We start from the raw sequence: 18,018 nt of genomic DNA on the forward strand, positions 1-18,018 counted from the left end.
AGTCAGGTACATTCGACCACTCTGCCACCTCTCCGGATATGGTCTTTTACTTCATTTTTGCTTCATTTCACAGCCGAAGCCGCGAAGCCAAAAATTATATCAGAGTCTCGCGCAACTTGAAACTCCCGTTTTCGCCCGACCAAGAGCCGCGTTGTGAGCCTTCACGAATATCAGACCATACGATCATGCACGCCAGTGCAAAAACGACAATATTCCCATCATCATCCTGTCATAAACCATCGGTAGCATTCAACTGAGATCAATCCGTTCACAGCAAACGCCCCATTTATAACCCAGATGCCACTCTCTTCCGCACAGTCGATCGAAACTGGAACCTTCGCGGCAGACAAGGCGCGCGACACGAGCGCAATTTCACTGCTTCCTCCTTTCAGATTCCGCACGAAGGAACCTCAGTTGCCAACAGCCGGCCACGATTTTTCGGTGAATAAAAACGTCATGTCGGCCAACGATCAGGATGATCATGTGGCGCAACGCCTGCGCGACATCATCCAGCATCGCCAGTTGACCCCACTCTTTCAGCCGATCGTGCGGATGCAGACGGGAGAAATCATCGGCTACGAAGGCCTGATCCGCGGCCCGTCCGACAGTCCGATGCATTCGCCGCTGAATCTGTTCAAGGCCGCGCGTACCTGCAACATGAGTGTGGAAGTCGAACATCTGTGCCGCCGCATCACGCTGGAAAAATTCGCCGAACTGCAATTACCCGGCAAGCTGTTCCTCAACGTCAGTCCGGAATGCCTGGTACAACCGGACGTCAAACTCGGCGAGACGCTGGGCTACATCCACGAAGTCGGCATCAATCCGGAACGCGTGATCATCGAACTGACCGAAAGCCATCCAACCTACGATTACGATTTGTTGCGCGAAGCGGTCAGGCATTACCGTGCAATGGGGTTCGTGATTGCGATCGACGATCTGGGCGAGGGATTTTCAAGCCTGCGTCTGTGGTCGGAAATCCGGCCGGAATACGTGAAGATCGACATGCACTTTGTGCAGGGCATCAATCAGGATCCGATCAAGCTGCAGTTCGTCCGCTCGATTCAGGAAATCGCGGAAAAATCCGGCACGCTCGTCATCGCCGAAGGTATCGAAACGGATGCCGAACTGTTGATGATCCGCGATCTCGGCGTGGCTTACGGACAGGGTTACAAGATTGCACGGCCGCACGCGCATCCGATCACGACGCTGCCGACCGATCTGCGTGCACTGCTGCGACAAAACAGCGTCACCATCTATCCGCATGAAACCGGCCGTGGTCACGAAGTGCTGACTGCTTCCAAGCTGCTGCGCAACGTCAAGGCAGTGTCGCCTGAGGTGCAGAACAATCGCGTTTATGAAATGTTCAACAACGATCCGACGCTGGAGATCATTCCCGTCGTATCGCACGGCATTCCGGTCGGCCTGATCACGCGCGCAAACCTGATCGACCGCTTCGCCCGCCCTTATCTGCGCGAACTCCACGGCAAGAAGTCGTGCACGCTGTTCATGGATGACAATCCGCTGATTACCGACAAGAACACGGCACTGCATGCGCTGAGCCAGATCATCGTCGATGCCGATCGCCATCACCTGTTCAACGGCTTCATCATCACCGATAACGGTCACTACATCGGCATGGGCAACGCGCACGACCTGATGCGCGAGATCACGCAGATGCAGATCAATGCCGCACGCTACGCCAATCCGCTGACGCTGTTACCGGGCAACGTGCCGATCGACGAACATATCGATCGTCTGCTGGCGAACGGCTCACGCTTTTGCGTCTGCTATGTGGATCTCGATCACTTCAAGCCGTACAACGATGTTTACGGCTATCGCAAGGGCGATGATGTGCTGCGTCTGACCGGCAGGATCCTCAGCGGTCATTGCGACCCGGAGCGCGATTTTGTCGGCCACATCGGCGGCGATGATTTCATCATCCTGTTCCAGAGCGAAGACTGGGAAGAACGCTGCCACAGAATCATGGATGTATTCTCCGCCGCCATCCCGGGCTTTTACAGTGATGAACATCGCAAAAAAGGCGGTTACATCAGCGAAGACCGTCGCGGCAAAAAAGTCTTCCACACGCTGGCAACGATTTCGCTTGGGCTGCTGAAAGTCGAACCCGGCATGTATGGCTCGCACCACCAGATCGCCACCGCGGCTGCCGACTCCAAGAAACAGGCAAAAAAAATCCCGGGAAACAGCCTGTTCATCGACCGTCGCCTGGGACCTTATGCCGTCGAACAACCGAACGACGATGATGCTGCGCAATCCGATACGCTTGCGCTATGACGGGGCGCGCTCTGCCGCGCCGCTCATGACAATTCCTGTTTAAGCTTGCGGAGCCAGTCGCTCCAACCCGCCCATGTAACCGCGCAACACTTCCGGCACGATGACGCTGCCGTCGGCCTGCTGATAATTCTCCAGCACTGCCACCAGCGTACGGCCCACCGCCAGACCGGAACCATTCAACGTGTGCACAAGTTCAGGTTTGCCCTGCGCATTGCGGAAGCGCGCCTGCATGCGACGCGCCTGGAAGGCTTCGCAATTCGACACCGAAGAAATCTCGCGATAGGTATTTTGTGCCGGCAACCAGACTTCAATGTCGTATGTCTTGGCTGCACCGAAACCCATGTCGCCGGTGCACAGCGTGATGACGCGATACGGCAGGCCGAGTTTTTTCAGGATGTTCTCGGCATGACCGCACATCTCTTCCAGCGCCTCGTACGATTTCTCCGGATGCACGACCTGCACCATCTCGACCTTGTCGAACTGATGCTGGCGGATCATGCCGCGCGTATCGCGACCGTAGCTGCCGGCTTCGGAACGGAAACATGGCGAGTGCGCAGTCAATTTAAGAGGCAGCGTTTCCGCAGCGAGGATTTCATCGCGCACGATGTTGGTGACGGATACTTCCGCCGTCGGGATCAAATACAGGGCTTCGCCCTCGCCTTCCTGACCGCCCTTCTTGACGGCGAACAGATCGGCTTCAAACTTCGGCAACTGCCCGGTTCCCTTCAGCGAATCGGCGTTGACGATGTAGGGCGTATAGCATTCGGTGTAACCGTGTTCCGCCGTGTGCGTATCGAGCATGAATTGCGCCAGCGCACGATGCAGGCGCGCGATGCCGCCCTTCATCACGGCGAAACGCGATCCCGTAATTTTTGTCGCAACGTCGAAATCCAGTCCCAGCGGCGCACCGACATCGACATGATCCTTGACCTCGAAATCGAAAGCGCGCGGCGTGCCGATCTTGCGCATTTCGACGTTGCCGCTTTCATCGGTACCGACCGGTACCGATTCATGCGGCAGGTTCGGAATCGCCAGCATGTAGTCGCTGATCTGCGTCTGCAATTCGTCCAGACGAGTGGCCGATGCCTTCAACTCATCGCCGAGACCGGCAACCTGCGCCATCACGGCGGAAGTGTCTTCGCCCTTGCCCTTCAGCATGCCGATCTGCTTGGACAGCGTGTTGCGCTTGTTTTGCAACTCTTCCGTACCTGATTGAATCTGTTTGCGTTCCGCTTCCAGTGCGTTGAAAGTGGCTACATCGAGCTGGAACTTGCGGCCGGCCAGACGGGCGGCGACGCTATCGATGTCTTTACGGAGAAATTGAATGTCGATCATGAAAGAAAGCGGAAAGATGAATCAAACCGAGATTGTACCAAGGCAGGCAACGATTCCCACCTTGTTCAGGGAAATTCGCCGCTCGGGCCATTTTCGCCATGATGATTGCCGTGCTGGGCTACCATGACGGTCTTTCCGGCATAAACAAACAGAAACAGCATTGAACATGGACGACAAACCGACACCCGCCCCGGTCCCTCTGCCGCTTTTGATCATCGGCCTGATCGCGATGTCGGGGTGCGCCATCTGGACTGGCAGCCTGTTTTATTTTTACGCCGGCAGCATCGTGTACGGCGTGGTGGCAGGCATCTGCATTGGTGCGGCTTATGCCTTTGCCAAACAGATCAAGATGCGGCTCTTTCCCTGACACCGACGATCTGACGAGTCTCAGACGATTGCATTGCCATGCCGTAAATCGGCGTTCTTATTTCTTCTTGCGGGCGTCGCGATCGAGCGTACGCAAGTAATTCAGCTTCTCGCCGATTTTTCCTTCCAGTCCGCGCGGCGTCGGTTCGTACCAGTGCGGATCGGCCATGCCGTCCGGCAGATAGGTTTCACCCGCTGCATAGGCGTCCGGCTCATCGTGGGCATAACGGTATAGCTTGCCGTAGCCCAGCTCCTTCATCAGCTTGGTCGGCGCATTACGCAAGTGTTCGGGTACCGGGCGCGACTTGTCCTTTGCGACGAAGGCGCGCGCCTGGTTGTAGGCCTTGTAACCCGCATTGCTCTTGGCTGCCATCGCCAGATAGATCACGGCCTGCCCCAATGCCAGTTCGCCTTCCGGGGAGCCTAGTCTTTCGTAAGTCGCAGCAGCCTCGTTGACGATCGCCATCGCACGCGGATCGGCAAGGCCGATGTCTTCCCACGCCATGCGCACGATACGGCGTGCCAGATAGCGCGGATCGGCACCGCCATCAAGCATGCGGCAGAACCAGTACAAGGACGCATCCGGGTTGGAGCCGCGCACCGATTTATGCAAGGCGGAAATCTGGTCGTAGAACGTGTCGCCGCCCTTGTCGAAACGACGCAGCGCGTCGCCAAGACAGGCCTGCAGCAGTTCGACGTCGATTTCATTCTGTTTTTTCGCCCGCGCAGCGCGTGCGACAATTTCCAGATTGTTGAGCAACTTGCGCCCGTCGCCGTCGGCGCTGGCAATCAGTATTTCCTTCGCTTCCGCTGTGAAAGTGATGCCTTCCAACTCGTTATGCGCGGCACGATCCAGCATCGCGCCGAGATCGTTTTCATCCAGCGATTTCAGCACATAAACGGCGGCGCGCGACAGCAACGCACCGTTGACTTCGAACGACGGATTTTCCGTCGTTGCACCGATGAAGGTGAACAAGCCACTTTCCACATGCGGCAAGAATGCATCTTGCTGACTCTTGTTGAAGCGATGGACTTCATCGACGAACAGAATCGTGCGGCGTCCCATCGCGCCACGCGCCAGTTCGGCACGATCGACCGCTTCGCGAATGTCCTTGACACCAGACAGAACGGCCGACAACGCGATGAAATCGGCATTGAAACTGTCGGCCATCAGGCGCGCCAGCGTTGTCTTGCCGACACCCGGCGGTCCCCACAGGATCATCGAATGCGGTTCGCCCGATTCGAAGGCGACGCGCAGCGGCTTGCCCGGGCCGAGGATGTGCTGCTGCCCGATCACCTCATCAAGCGTGTGCGGGCGAAGTCGTTCGGCAAGTGGCGTGGCGTTCATGAATCGTGACTGTCCGGGTAACTGAGTGAAAACGTGAAATGAAAACGTGAATGAAAAAAATCGGCCTGACTAAAATGAAATCGACGCCAGACCTGAATCAGACTGGCGTCGCTGTTTTATTATTTTTCCGTACCGACGCGAATGGCCTCGTCAGCGAATAGCGATTACTGAAAAACGTCAGCGCCTTTCGGAACCGTGAACTTAAACTGGCTTGCAGGCATCGCCGGATTCTTTTCGAAACGGCCGAACGTCAATAGCGAAATCTGGCCGAACGAATCGCGCAATTCCATCGCGGCCGGCACACCATCCTTCATGCCGATACCGATGCGCTCGAACGTGGTGTCCTTTGCTTTCGGTGTCGCTTCCAGCCATTCCATCCCATCCTTCGGCGCGCCTTCCTTTAGTGTGAAATTCTGTTCCAGATTATTGCTGCCGAACAGGATGGCGGCCGGCGAAGAGCCCAGTGCGTCACCCAGTTTTTTGACCGTGACCTGATTCAGGTCCTTGTCGTAGATGTACAGCTTTTCTCCATCGGCCTGCAGCAACTGTTCATACGGTTTCTGATAGGTCCAGATGAATTTTCCCGGACGCGAAAAGATGAAAGTCCCCGTTGATTTATTGCTCGCCTTGACCGTTCCGCTGTCGATCTTCACCAATTGCTGCGTGAATTCACCGCGTGCGGACTGCGTCGTCGCCACGAACGTCTTGAACTGTTCCAGCGCCGCAGCGTGTGCGAACGATGGCAACACCAGGACAGCCGCAACGAACAACACGGCCAGCGCCGGCAGGCGAAGATCGCGACGTTTTGCTGCAATGGATTGTTGATTCTTCATGTACATCCTTTATTCGTTCGCGTTCCCGACGGGCACCAGAATTTCACGGTTACCGTTCGATTGCATCGTAGAGACCAGGCCACTTTGTTCCATCTGTTCCAGCAAGCGTGCTGCGCGGTTGTAGCCGATGCGCAGATGACGCTGTACCAGCGAGATCGACGCACGGCGATTTTTCAATACGATTGCCACTGCCTGATCGTACAGTGCATCCGCTTCGCCACCACCCGCGCCACCTTCCGCGCCAAGCAGGTCGCCTTCTTCTGCAACCCCGCCCTCCAGAATGCCTTCGATGTAATTCGGTTCGCCCTGCTCTTTCAAATGATTGACGACACGATGGACCTCGTCATCCGATACGAACGCACCATGCACCCGAACCGGCAATCCCGTTCCCGGCGGCATGTACAACATATCGCCCATGCCGAGCAACGCTTCCGCACCCATCTGATCCAGAATCGTGCGCGAATCGATCTTGCTGCTGACCTGGAACGCAATGCGCGTCGGAATATTAGCCTTGATCAGGCCCGTGATCACGTCTACAGATGGGCGCTGTGTCGCCAGAATCAAGTGGATGCCGGCGGCACGTGCCTTTTGTGCAATACGCGCGATCAATTCCTCGACCTTCTTGCCTACGACCATCATCAGGTCGGCGAGTTCGTCGATGATGATGACGATGGTCGGCAATTTCTCCAGCGGTTCAGGCGCATCCGGCGTCAGGCTGAACGGATTCGGAATCTTCTGCTCGTTCTTTTCCGCTTCGGCGATCTTGGCGTTGTAACCGGCGAGATTACGTACGCCAAGCTTGCTCATCAGCTTGTATCGGCGCTCCATCTCGTTGACGCCCCAGTTCAACGCATGACCTGCCTGACGCATGTCGGTAACGACCGGCGCCAGCAGATGTGGAATGCCTTCATAGATCGACAGTTCCAGCATCTTCGGATCGATCAGGATCATGCGGACCTGATTCGGGTCCGACTTGTACAAGAGCGACAGGATCGTTGCGTTGATGCCGACCGATTTACCGGAACCGGTGGTCCCGGCCACCAGCAAGTGCGGCATCTTTGCCAGATCGGCAACCACCGGATTGCCGGCGATATCCTTGCCGAGTGCGACGGTCAGGCTGGACGTGCTGTCGTTATAAACCTTGGAGCTGACGATCTCGGTCAGGCGCACAATCTGGCGCTTCGGATTCGGCAATTCCAGCGCCATGTAGTTTTTGCCCGGAATCGTCTCGACCACGCGAATCGATGTCAGCGACAGCGAGCGCGCCAGATCGCGCGCAAGATTGACGATCTGGCTGCCCTTGACGCCGGTCGCCGGTTCGATCTCGTAACGCGTGACGACCGGGCCCGGATATGCCGCGACGACCTTGACGGTGATACCGAAGTCGGACAGCTTCTTCTCGATCAGGCGGCTGGTGAATTCCAGCGTTTCGACGCTGACGGTTTCCTGTGTTTCCGGTGCTTCGTCGAGCAGCGACAACGGCGGCAGATTGGTATCCGGCAGATCGTTGAACAGCGAGACCTGCTTCTCCTTTTCGACACGCTCGGATTTCGGCACGGCGACGATCTGCGGCTCGATGCGGATTGGCGGCGCTTCGACGATCTTGGCGCGCTCCTGGACAACCGCTTCTTCGCGCTTGACCGCGGCCACCTGACCGAGTTGACGATCCTTGCGGGCGCCATACAGATTGCTGACCAACTGCAGTGAACGTTCGAGCAATTCGCCGATGCGTTCGGCAACGCCAAGCCAGGACACATGAAAAAACAGACTGAATCCGACGCCGAACAACAGCAGCAGCAACAGCGTTGCGCCCATGAAGCCAAACGCATTCTGCGCAGCATTGCCGATCAGCTCTCCAAGCACGCCACCCGGTGCACGCGGCAACTGCGCCTTCATCGAATACATGCGCAGATATTCAATTGCCACACTACCCGTCATCAGCAGCGCAAACCCGATGCCGCGAATCAGGCCTTCGTGACGATGCGGCGCTTCCGGTTCTTTTTTTAGCAGATAACGTTGCGACAGCCTGCGGTAACCGATCCACACCAGGCGCAGCAACAATACGCACAGCCACCATGCGGATGCACCGAAAATAAACAGCAGCAGATCGGACAGCCACGCACCGGCCCGCCCACCGACGTTGTGTAATTTGGCAACGACATTCGCGTGTGACCAGCCTGGATCGACCGGCGAATACGTCATGAAAATCAGCATCAGATAAAGCGTAACGACGGCGAGCATCAGCCAACGCGCTTCGGACAGCAAGCGGGCAATCCGGCCGGGCGGCTGATCTTTCGAAATCGTGGTCTTGCGGGTATAGGCTTGGCTTGTTTTAGTCATAAATCCAGACGCGTTCACGTCAAATCAGTGGCGCGGCCCGCGCAGAAAGAGTGCGGCACCGGCCTGTACAGAAGTCAATATCGAAACCGGGTTCCTTGTCGTGAGCAGACAGCCCTTTCGACGGACGCGCCCTACGGATTGCGCCGGTTCCTCTATAATCTTAACCAGTTTTTACCCGTTACACCGAATAATTCAGGGAGCGGTTGAAATTTGATGCCGTGGCGACATATACAGGCGACAGGCACCGGTTTCTGCCATTCAGCGGTCATCCATCTACTTTAGAAAAACATCATGTCCATCGTCAAACACGCAAAAGTTCTCATCCTCGGCTCCGGTCCTGCGGGCTACAGTGCTGCCATTTATGCTGCGCGCGCCAATCTGAAGCCGGTCATGATCACCGGCGTCGAACAAGGCGGACAGCTGATGACGACCACCGATGTCGAAAACTGGCCAGGCGATCCGCTGGGCGTGCAAGGTCCGGAACTGATGCAACGCCTGCTGCAGCACGCAGAGCGCTTCAATACAGAAATCATCTTCGACCACATCCATACGACCCACCTGAATGAAAAGCCGATCCGCCTAACCGGCGACATGGGGGAATACACCTGTGATTCGCTGATCATTGCGACCGGCGCTTCCGCCCAGTATCTGGGCCTGCCGTCGGAACAGGATTTCATGGGTAAAGGCGTTTCTGCCTGCGCAACATGCGATGGCTTCTTCTACCGCGAACAGGAAGTCGCTGTTGTCGGCGGCGGCAACACGGCCGTCGAAGAAGCGTTGTATCTGTCGAACATCGCGAAAAAAGTCACCGTCATTCATCGTCGCGACAAATTCCGCGCCGAAGCGATTCTGATCGACCGTCTGATGGCGAAGGTTGCCGAAGGCAAGATCGAACTGAAACTGAACCACACGCTGGAAGAAGTTGCCGGCGATGATAGCGGCGTGACCGGCATCAACGTCAAGTCGACGATCGACGACAAGGTCAGCAGCATCAAGCTGCATGGCGTCTTCATTGCGATCGGCCACAAGCCGAATACCGATATCTTCATCGACCAGCTCGACATGCATAACGGCTACATCAAGACCAAAACCGGTCTCGAAGGCATGGCAACGGCCACCAGTGTGCCAGGCGTGTTTGCTGCCGGCGACGTGCAGGATCACATCTACCGCCAGGCCATCACCAGCGCCGGCACCGGCTGCATGGCTGCGCTGGATGCGCAACGCTATCTGGAAAGTCTGGAGTAATCAGCGTGCCTGTCATGTTGCTTCGATAAATGACAGGCACGTCCCATTCATTCATCGCCCATCCCGGATTGCCGCCATGTCTTCGCTCAAGGATTTTGCAGGCCTCAAGGTTTTGCACAAGGATCTGAAAAAGCAGGAAGAAATGCGTCAACGCGCCGAAGAAGAACGGATACGTGCCGAAAAAAAGGCACAGCTGGAAGCCGATCTTTTTCGCAGCAGCATGGGTGACGTTGCGCCGCTGAAAAAGGCCGACAAGGCCGCGATCGTTCCCCCACGTCCGTTGCCGATTGCACGCCAGCATCTGGCCGACGAGCAAGCTGCGCTGCGCGAATCGCTGTCCGACGAATTCACGATCGAATCACTGCTGGATACCGATGAAGCGTTGAGTTACGCACGCGAAGGCATCGGTCCCGACGTCGTGCGCAAACTGCGTCGCGGCAACTGGGTGATTCAGGCACAGCTCGATCTGCATGGACTGCGTACCGACGAGGCACGCGACGCGCTGGGAGAATTCCTGCGCACCTCGGTAAAACGCGGTCTGCGTTGCGTGCGTGTCATTCACGGCAAAGGGCTGGGGTCGGTGAACAAGACACCCGTATTGAAGAACAAGGTACGCAACTGGCTGGTGCAAAAGGACGAGGTGATTGCCTTCTGCCAGGCCCGCGCAGCCGATGGCGGTGCCGGCGCCTTGATTGTGCTGTTGCAGGCAAACTGAGTTTTTATTTCTGCAGGTACAAACGGAGTTGCAAAAAACAAAAGGCCGGCAGCAAGCCGGCCTTTTTCATGACGCGACGGAATTTAAACCGCGTCGCTGCCGGTCTCGCCAGTAAGGATCCGAATAACCTGCTCCACCGAGCGCACGAAAATCTTGCCGTCGCCGATCTTGCCGGTGCGTGCCGCCTTGATAATGGCATCGACCGCCTGTTCAAGCACGCTGTCGTCCACCACCGCTTCCACTTTTACTTTCGGCAGGAAGTCGACCACGTACTCCGCGCCGCGATACAGCTCGGTATGGCCTTTCTGACGGCCGAAACCCTTGACCTCGGTGACCGTCAAACCGGTCACGCCGACTTCTGCCAGTCCTTCGCGCACTTCATCGAGCTTGAACGGTTTGATAATTGCGGTAATTTGTTTCATCAACATGCTCCTCAGGTAATTTCGTACTGGTTTCGGCACGCGCGTTCAGCATCGGCCGGAAACTTTTCCCCATTTTGCCATCATTCACGGAATCGGGACGTAATCGGATAACGCCAGTCGCGTCCGAACGCGCGATGCGTGACGCGAATGCCGACCGGCGACTGGCGCCGCTTGTATTCGTTGATCTTGATCAGGTGCGTGATGCGTGTCACATCTTCCGGACGATAACCGGCTGCGACAATTTCGGCGCTGCTGCGGTTTTCCTCCATGTACATCTGCATGATCGCATCAAGAACGTCATACGGCGGCAAAGAATCCTGATCGGTCTGGTCCGGCCGCAATTCTGCCGACGGGGCACGCGTCAGGATGCGCTCTGGAATCACACTGCCGACCGAATTGCGCCAGGCGCACAGACGGTACACCAAGGTTTTCGCAATATCCTTCAGCACCGCAAAACCGCCAGCCATGTCGCCGTACAACGTGCAATAGCCGACCGCCATTTCGCTCTTGTTGCCGGTCGTCAGCACGATGGAACCATGCTTGTTCGACAGCGCCATCAGGATCGTGCCGCGAATGCGGGCCTGAATGTTTTCTTCCGTCGTATCCTGTGCCAGTCCCGTGAATTCTTCCGATAGCGTGCGATTGAACGCATCGAAACAATCGGCAATCGGGATTTCGTCGTAACGCACACCGACGCGCGCCACCATGTCGCGCGAATCGATCCACGAAATATCCGCGGTATACGGTGACGGCATCATGACCGCACGCACCTTGTCCGCGCCCAGCGCATCGACTGCAACGGCCAGCGTCAGTGCAGAATCGACGCCACCCGACATGCCGATCAGTGCGCCTGGAAAACCATTCTTGCCGATGTAATCGCGCACCCCCAGCACCAGCGCCTTGTAGACCTGCGCTTCCACCGGCAATTCCTCGACGATGGTGGCGTTGACCGGTTGCGCTCCTTCGAATTCGACGACCTGCAAATCCTCCACGCAATGCTGCAAATGCGCACGCAACGCGCCGCTTTGATCCAGCACGAAGGAATTGCCGTCGAATATCAGTTCATCCTGCCCGCCGACCAGATTTGCATACACCACGCTCATGCCGTGATCACAGACGTTGGCCCGCATCATGTCCACGCGCAGATGCTGCTTGTACATGTGATACGGCGAACCGTTCGGCACCAGCAAGACCTGCGCACCGGCAGCGGCGGCACGCGCCGGTGCATGTGCGAACCACGTGTCTTCGCAAATATTGATGCCGAAACGCACGCCCTTGACGTCGAACACCAGCGGCTGATCGTCCGAGGAAAAATAACGTTTCTCGTCGAATACCGCCGCGTTCGGCAAATTGTGTTTGCAATAGGTGCCGGCAATCACACCGTTGAGCAGAACCGATGCTGCATTGAAACGCAAACCGTCCTGTTCCAGCGGATGGCCGACGATCACGCAGACATCCCTGAACTCCGCCAGATCGGCGGCCAGCGCGTCCAACGTCTCCGATGTTTTTGCGTAGAATGACTGACGCAACAGCAAATCTTCTGGCGGATAGCCGACCAGCGACAGTTCAGGCGTCAAAACGATGTCGGCCCCTTGTGCGACGGCGCGACGGGAGAATTCGACGATGCGAGCACGATTGCCGGCCAGATCACCGACCGTACTGTTGATTTGCGCGATGGCGACTTTGACTGTCATGGCGTAAGAATTAAAAGCGAAACGAAACAGAAACGAAAACGGTTAAACGCAGGTAAATAAAATACGTGAAAGATTGCGCGACTCTGAAATTGCATGAATAAAACCGAACCAACTGCCAGCGCCAGCGCCGTCCTTCATTATCGCACGCGTATTGTCTCCTCTCTGTCAGAAATCGGCCAACCTGCATGGGACGGTTTGCTGGCACTGCAAGCCGATGCCAATCCGTTCCTGTCGTTCGCGTTTCTCGACGCACTGCACGAAAGCGGTAGTGCCTCCGTCCGTTCCGGCTGGCAACCGCAATTCGTCGTCATCTGGCGCACGGACCGTAACGGGAACGATGAACTCGCTGCGGCATTGCCACTGTATGCAAAGAATCATTCCTATGGCGAATACGTATTCGACTGGGCGTGGGCCGATGCCTATGAGCGCAACGGTCTCGACTATTACCCAAAACTGCTGTCGGCAATTCCATTCACGCCGGTCACCGGCAGCCGGTTGATCGCACGCGATGCGGAAGCACAATCGGCGCTGGTCGCCGCGCTGGGCGCCATTCAGCAAGGCAATGATTTTTCGTCGACGCACATCCTTTATCCGCCGCAGGAACAGGCGGAAATTCTGCACGATGACGGCTTTTTGTTGCGCACCGGCGTGCAGTTTCATTGGCTTAATAACGGCTATCGCAGCTTTGACGAATTTCTCGAAACGCTGGAACGCAAGAAGCGCAAGAACATCCGCGCCGAACGCCGCAAGGTGCAGGAAGCCGGCGTCAGCTTTCGCCACATTGCCGGGCGCAATGCGAAGGAAAGCGACTGGCAATTCTTCAAGCGTTGCTACGACCACACCTACGCCGCACATCATTCCACACCGTATCTGAATCTCGACTTTTTCCTGCGTATCGGCGCGACGATGCCGGACAATCTATTGCTAATCGTTGCCGAACGGGACGGTCTGCCGATTGCCTCTTCGCTGGTCGTGCATGACGGACAAACGCTGTACGGCCGCTACTGGGGGGCGTTGGCACATGTCGATTGTCTGCATTTCGAAACCGCTTATTACCAGCCTCTGGAATTTTGCATTTCGAATCGGATTGCCTGCTTTGAAGGCGGTGCACAGGGTGAACACAAGATGGCGCGCGGCTTCCTGCCGCAAAAAACCTGGTCTGCCCACTGGCTGGCGCATCCCGCTTTTGCCAACGCAATCGAGGAATTCCTGCAACGGGAAAGCGGCGACATCGATTCGTATATTGACGAACTGAACGAGAGAAATCCGTTCAAGGCGTAACAGGATGTCCGACAAGAAATGCGAAATTGCGAAATTACCTTGAACATGGCTTGCCAGCCACTCTTCGTCCGTGCATGCTAACGCCACGATGACACTAACCGCCCCCTCCCTGCAACCGGCAGCGCACGCCATGCCGACACGAATTGGACGTTTTTCCATCAAGCAAGAGCTCGGGCGCGGCTCGATTGGCGTCGTCTATCTGGCGCATGATCCGATCATCGACCGTGACGTCGCACTGAAGACCTTCCGCAACCGCATGTCGCTGGTGGAAAAGAAGCAGTACGAACAGCAGTTCATCAACGAGGCACGTGCTGCCGGCCGTCTCGCGCATTCGAATATCGTGACGATCTACGAAGCGACCAGCGAAGGCGACTGGACCTACATCGCAATGGAATACCTGCAGGGCCGCGAACTGAGCAAGATGATGAACGGCGGCCATCGCTTTACGCCAGACGACGTGGCGTCGATCTCGTGGAAGATTGCAGACGCACTGGAACATGCGCACAAAAACGGCGTCATCCATCGTGACATCAAACCGGCCAATATTTTTTTGGTGACGGATCATCAGCCGAAGATCGTCGATTTCGGTATCGCACGCGCGCCGAACCGCGTGCCCGGCGCAAATCAGAAGGCGGAAGAGCCGTACACGCTGTTCCACGACAACATTCTCGGCACCCCAAATTACATGTCGCCGGAACAGGCGCTTGGCCTCTCAGTGGACGTTCGTACCGATATTTATTCGCTCGGTGCCGTCATGTACGAGATGCTGACTTTCCGCAAACCTTTTCATGCAGTCGATACGGATAAGCTACTGCAGCAGATTGCCTTCAAGGCTGCGCCGGAACCGCACATGATCGAAGGCGACGTCCCGACGTGGCTGTCACACATCGTGTCGAAAGCCATGAGCAAGAAGCCGGAAAAACGCTATCAGACCGCAGAAGAAATGGCGCTCGACATCAAGCGCCATCTGACTCGCACCAGACGCGAACATGAACGCGTACCGAAAACAGAACGCGCAGAACAATCTGCAAACGCCCCCGAATTTGAAAAATCCCGGCTATTCTGGCCGATATGCGGTGTTCTTGTCGCAGCATCGATCGTTGCCTATTCGATGTGGCTGCGCTGACCGACACATCCAGCGTCTTCGCAGCAGATCCAGTACGACACCGTTACAATGCATGACCGGCAACAACCGTTTGCCGATGTGACTGTCTCTGCATCCCTACTGAAATGAGTCTTACCGACATCCTGATTGCCATCGCCGTCGTCGGTATCTGGGGCGTCAATTTCGTCGTGATCAAGGTGGGTCTGCAGGATTTGCCGCCCATCCTCTTTACCGCCCTGCGTTTCCTGTTCGCCGCGTTTCCTCTGGTCTTTTTCGTACGCCGTCCTGCGATTCCATGGAAACTGTTGGCAGGTTACGGTCTGTTCCAGTTCGCCGTGCAGTTCACATTGCTGTTTTACGGCATGAAGCTGGGGCTCTCTGCCGGGCTGGCTTCGCTTGTCATTCAACTGCAAGCATTTTTCACGATCGGCCTGGCAATCCTGCTGCTTGGGGAACGCCCACGGATAAGCCAGTGGATAGGTTCCATCGTTGCCTTCAGCGGCATGTTGCTGGTCGGTGTACATCTTGAAGGCAAGGCGACTATCATCGGCTTCCTGCTGGTGATCGCTGGCGGGATGTCGTGGGCGACCGCGAATATCTTCACAAAAAAAATTGGCAAGGTGAATCCGGTTGCGCTGGTTGTCTGGGGATCCTTGCTGGCAACCCCGCCGTTGTTGTGCGCGTCACTTGTCGTCGAAGGGCCCGTCGCGTGGCTGGAAACCGCACAGCGCGCCAGCTGGCTTTCTGTCGCCGCAGTGATGTTTCAGTCCTATCCGAACACGATTCTCGGTTTCGGCATCTGGTCGATGTTGATGCGCAAATATCCGGCCGCGACGATTGCACCGTTTACGCTGTTGGTGCCGGTGTTCGGCATGCTGAGTGCGACGCTCGTTTTGGACGAACCGCTGCAATGGTGGAAGATCGTTGCCGGCTTGCTGGTGTTGTGCGGCCTCGCATTCAACCAGTTCGGTGGAAAGCAAATGAAAAACAAGATCGGTTAACTTCGCGACGATTGCAGAACAACAAAAAAGCGCACCGAAGTGCGCTTTTTTTGCGATAGGGCCGTGCAATACGACAATACGATCAGGCCTTCGCCTGCTTCTTGTAGTTTTCGACGCCGGCCAGAATTTCGGCTTTGGCTTCGTCGGGACCGCCCCATCCTTCGACCTTGACCCACTTGCCTTTTTCCAGATCCTTGTAGTGTTCGAAGAAGTGCTGGATTTGCTGCAGGCGAAGGTCGTTGATGTCTTCCGGTTTTTGCCAGTGCGTGTAGATCGGCAGAATCTTGTCGACGGGAACAGCCAGCAGTTTTGCGTCACCGCCTGCTTCGTCGGTCATCTTCAACACGCCAATCACGCGGCAGCGCACCACAACTCCCGGATACAGCGGAAACGGCGTGATCACCAGCACATCGACCGGATCACCGTCGTCGGACAGCGTTTGCGGAATGTAACCGTAGTTGCATGGGTAATGCATTGCCGTGCTCATGAAGCGATCGACGAAAATCGCACCGGATTCCTTGTCGACTTCGTATTTGACCGGATCGGCATTCATCGGGATTTCGATGATGACGTTGAAATCGTTCGGCAGATCCTTGCCGGCTGGGACGTTGTTCAGACTCATGATGTGTTCTCGAAAGTGGGAAGAATATTGCCAACCCGAGATTATAACGGCTTTCACCTCGCAACCCGCCGGAGGCAGGGCCGTTACAGGCCGGCAATCGGCGTATGGCGAATCATCACAGGATCAGGAGATGATTCGCAAGGCAGGAACGAAAGATGCCGATGAACGGATTTACAGCGCTGTCGCAATCGCGCACTGGCGATAATGCGAAGCCGCTTCTTCCGGCTGGTTCAACCCTTCATGCAGTTGCGCCAGCTTCAGGTGAATTTCCTGCAGCATGCGTGGATGGCTGGCATCGGACAGCGCCTGTTCCAGGTGACGCTGTGCCTTGCCCCACAGACTCTGGCGAAGGCACAAGGTGCCCAGCGTGAGTTCCAGTTCCGGATCGCCCGGATGCTTGCCGTTCCACGCCTCGCAGCGCTCGATCTGTGCCAGCAATGCCGGCGAACCTTCCAGCGCCGCTGCCGCACGATAAGGACGCAGCAGACGTTCGTCCCACTCGGCCTCCATCGCCTTCTCGACAATTGCACGCGCATCGTCATATAGACCGCTGCGATTGAATGCCTGCGCACCATGCAGGGCGACGTAAGGCTTGATGCGATCTTCTGCCGGAATCGCCCACCAGACATTGCGAATTGACTCCGCATCGTTTGACGGATTCTGCAGCAGATCCTGATAGGCCAGTTCACGCAGACGTGTGGATAGTGCCGGATGCAACGCGCGATTCTTGTCCAGAGTACGCACAAGACGCAACACTTCCGGCCAGTTGTTCGCACGCTGATTCGCTTTCAACGCCATGCGCAACGCGTGAATGTGGCGCGTGCCGTTGGCATTCAGTTCCTTGACGACGTCCAGTGCCAGTTCGGGCTGCCGTTCATCTACCAGCAATTCGATCGCCGTCATCAGGCGTGCCGTCTTCAGCACCTGATCTTCCTCGACCGTGGCCAGCCAGGTATCGCGCCGGTCGGTCTGCTGCATCCGGTGCGCGGCGCGCGCAGCGATCAACGCGGCAAGGCCGGCGTTATCCGGTGAATCGGTAGCGCGCATCGCCGCTTTTTCCGCGTGCCCGAAACGCCCTTCGAAGTAGGCCTTCAACGATTCGCGCAATGCCTGATTGCCCTTGCGTTCAAGTTTTTCACGACGATAGGTCGCGACGCGTCCCGGCATTTTTTGCGCCACACGGATCGTTTTCAGAATCGCATAGACAGCGAAGAACAGCAGGATGGCCAGCAGGATAAAGAAATTAAGCGACAGGTCAACGCGGTACGGCGGGTAAAAAAACACCACGTTGCCCACATTGAAATGTGCCGCCACAGCCAGCCCGATGGCGGTGGCAAACAGTACGATGACCCAGAGAAATATGCGCATATTAAAGACGACGATAGGCGATCATTGATTATCAACAGTCCCGCAGGA

General features: G+C 56.5%; 15 protein-coding genes. 7 read left to right on the forward strand and 8 right to left on the reverse strand.

Going from position 1 to position 18,018, the window contains the following annotated elements; all coding sequences use genetic code 11:
• Positions 1-456 precede the first annotated feature (456 nt).
• Entirely contained in the window at positions 457-2,295 is a 1,839-nt protein-coding gene (locus tag VN114_RS02650) for a GGDEF domain-containing protein (RefSeq protein ID WP_325511759.1), read from the forward strand.
• A 39-nt stretch (positions 2,296-2,334) separates the two neighbouring features.
• Here the strand turns inward: VN114_RS02650 and serS are convergent, their stop codons facing one another.
• Positions 2,335-3,630, reverse strand: coding sequence for a serine--tRNA ligase (gene serS, locus VN114_RS02655; RefSeq protein WP_325511704.1), 1,296 nt, complete (start codon positions 3,628-3,630; stop codon positions 2,335-2,337).
• Positions 3,631-3,796: 166 nt separating this feature from the next.
• Here serS and VN114_RS02660 point away from each other — a divergent pair, with 166 nt between their 5' ends.
• On the forward strand, positions 3,797-3,997 hold the full coding sequence (locus VN114_RS02660) for a hypothetical protein (RefSeq protein ID WP_325511706.1): 201 nt from the start codon (positions 3,797-3,799) through the stop codon (positions 3,995-3,997).
• Between the two features lie 57 nt (positions 3,998-4,054).
• Here VN114_RS02660 and VN114_RS02665 read toward each other — a convergent pair whose 3' ends face one another.
• The 3 genes from VN114_RS02665 to VN114_RS02675 all read right to left on the reverse strand — a co-directional run bounded on the left by VN114_RS02665 (position 4,055) and on the right by VN114_RS02675 (position 8,517).
• The gene (locus VN114_RS02665) at positions 4,055-5,344 is read right to left on the reverse strand and encodes a replication-associated recombination protein A (protein WP_325511708.1); all 1,290 of its coding nucleotides are present in this window, start codon (positions 5,342-5,344) and stop codon (positions 4,055-4,057) included.
• Positions 5,345-5,508: 164 nt separating this feature from the next.
• Complete coding sequence (lolA, locus tag VN114_RS02670; protein ID WP_325511710.1) at positions 5,509-6,177, reverse strand: outer membrane lipoprotein chaperone LolA; 669 nt, start codon at positions 6,175-6,177, stop codon at positions 5,509-5,511.
• 9 nt (positions 6,178-6,186) lie between these two features.
• Positions 6,187-8,517, reverse strand: coding sequence for a DNA translocase FtsK (locus tag VN114_RS02675; RefSeq protein ID WP_325511712.1), 2,331 nt, complete (start codon positions 8,515-8,517; stop codon positions 6,187-6,189).
• A 291-nt stretch (positions 8,518-8,808) separates the two neighbouring features.
• On the opposite strand from VN114_RS02675, the gene trxB reads away from it, so the two are divergent.
• Positions 8,809-9,762, forward strand: a complete 954-nt coding sequence (gene trxB, locus VN114_RS02680; RefSeq protein WP_325511714.1) for a thioredoxin-disulfide reductase — start codon at positions 8,809-8,811, stop codon at positions 9,760-9,762.
• Between the two features lie 76 nt (positions 9,763-9,838).
• A complete protein-coding gene (locus VN114_RS02685; protein WP_325511716.1) occupies positions 9,839-10,477 on the forward strand; it encodes a Smr/MutS family protein in 639 nt (212 codons plus the stop codon).
• Positions 10,478-10,560: 83 nt separating this feature from the next.
• Here VN114_RS02685 and VN114_RS02690 read toward each other — a convergent pair whose 3' ends face one another.
• Together VN114_RS02690 and VN114_RS02695 are read right to left on the reverse strand one after the other, a co-directional pair.
• Positions 10,561-10,899: a P-II family nitrogen regulator gene (locus VN114_RS02690; protein ID WP_325511717.1), complete on the reverse strand. Its 339-nt coding sequence runs from the start codon at positions 10,897-10,899 to the stop codon at positions 10,561-10,563.
• 80 nt (positions 10,900-10,979) lie between these two features.
• A complete protein-coding gene (locus VN114_RS02695) occupies positions 10,980-12,593 on the reverse strand; it encodes an NAD+ synthase (protein ID WP_325511719.1) in 1,614 nt (537 codons plus the stop codon).
• A gap of 93 nt (positions 12,594-12,686) precedes the next feature.
• Between VN114_RS02695 and VN114_RS02700 the strand changes: the two genes are divergently transcribed.
• The 3 genes from VN114_RS02700 to VN114_RS02710 all read left to right on the forward strand — a co-directional run bounded on the left by VN114_RS02700 (position 12,687) and on the right by VN114_RS02710 (position 15,980).
• Positions 12,687-13,874: a GNAT family N-acetyltransferase gene (locus tag VN114_RS02700; protein WP_325511721.1), complete on the forward strand. Its 1,188-nt coding sequence runs from the start codon at positions 12,687-12,689 to the stop codon at positions 13,872-13,874.
• A gap of 130 nt (positions 13,875-14,004) precedes the next feature.
• Positions 14,005-15,000: a serine/threonine-protein kinase gene (locus VN114_RS02705; RefSeq protein ID WP_325511723.1), complete on the forward strand. Its 996-nt coding sequence runs from the start codon at positions 14,005-14,007 to the stop codon at positions 14,998-15,000.
• Positions 15,001-15,104: 104 nt separating this feature from the next.
• Positions 15,105-15,980, forward strand: coding sequence for an EamA family transporter (locus tag VN114_RS02710; protein ID WP_325511725.1), 876 nt, complete (start codon positions 15,105-15,107; stop codon positions 15,978-15,980).
• Positions 15,981-16,062: 82 nt separating this feature from the next.
• Here the strand turns inward: VN114_RS02710 and ppa are convergent, their stop codons facing one another.
• A complete protein-coding gene (ppa, locus tag VN114_RS02715; protein ID WP_325511727.1) occupies positions 16,063-16,602 on the reverse strand; it encodes an inorganic diphosphatase in 540 nt (179 codons plus the stop codon).
• A 171-nt stretch (positions 16,603-16,773) separates the two neighbouring features.
• A complete protein-coding gene (locus VN114_RS02720) occupies positions 16,774-17,970 on the reverse strand; it encodes a heme biosynthesis protein HemY (RefSeq protein WP_325511729.1) in 1,197 nt (398 codons plus the stop codon).
• Positions 17,971-18,018 lie beyond the last annotated feature (48 nt).

Source organism: Oxalicibacterium sp. (assembly GCF_035565035.1).
Lineage (GTDB): Bacteria > Pseudomonadota > Gammaproteobacteria > Burkholderiales > Burkholderiaceae_D > Oxalicibacterium.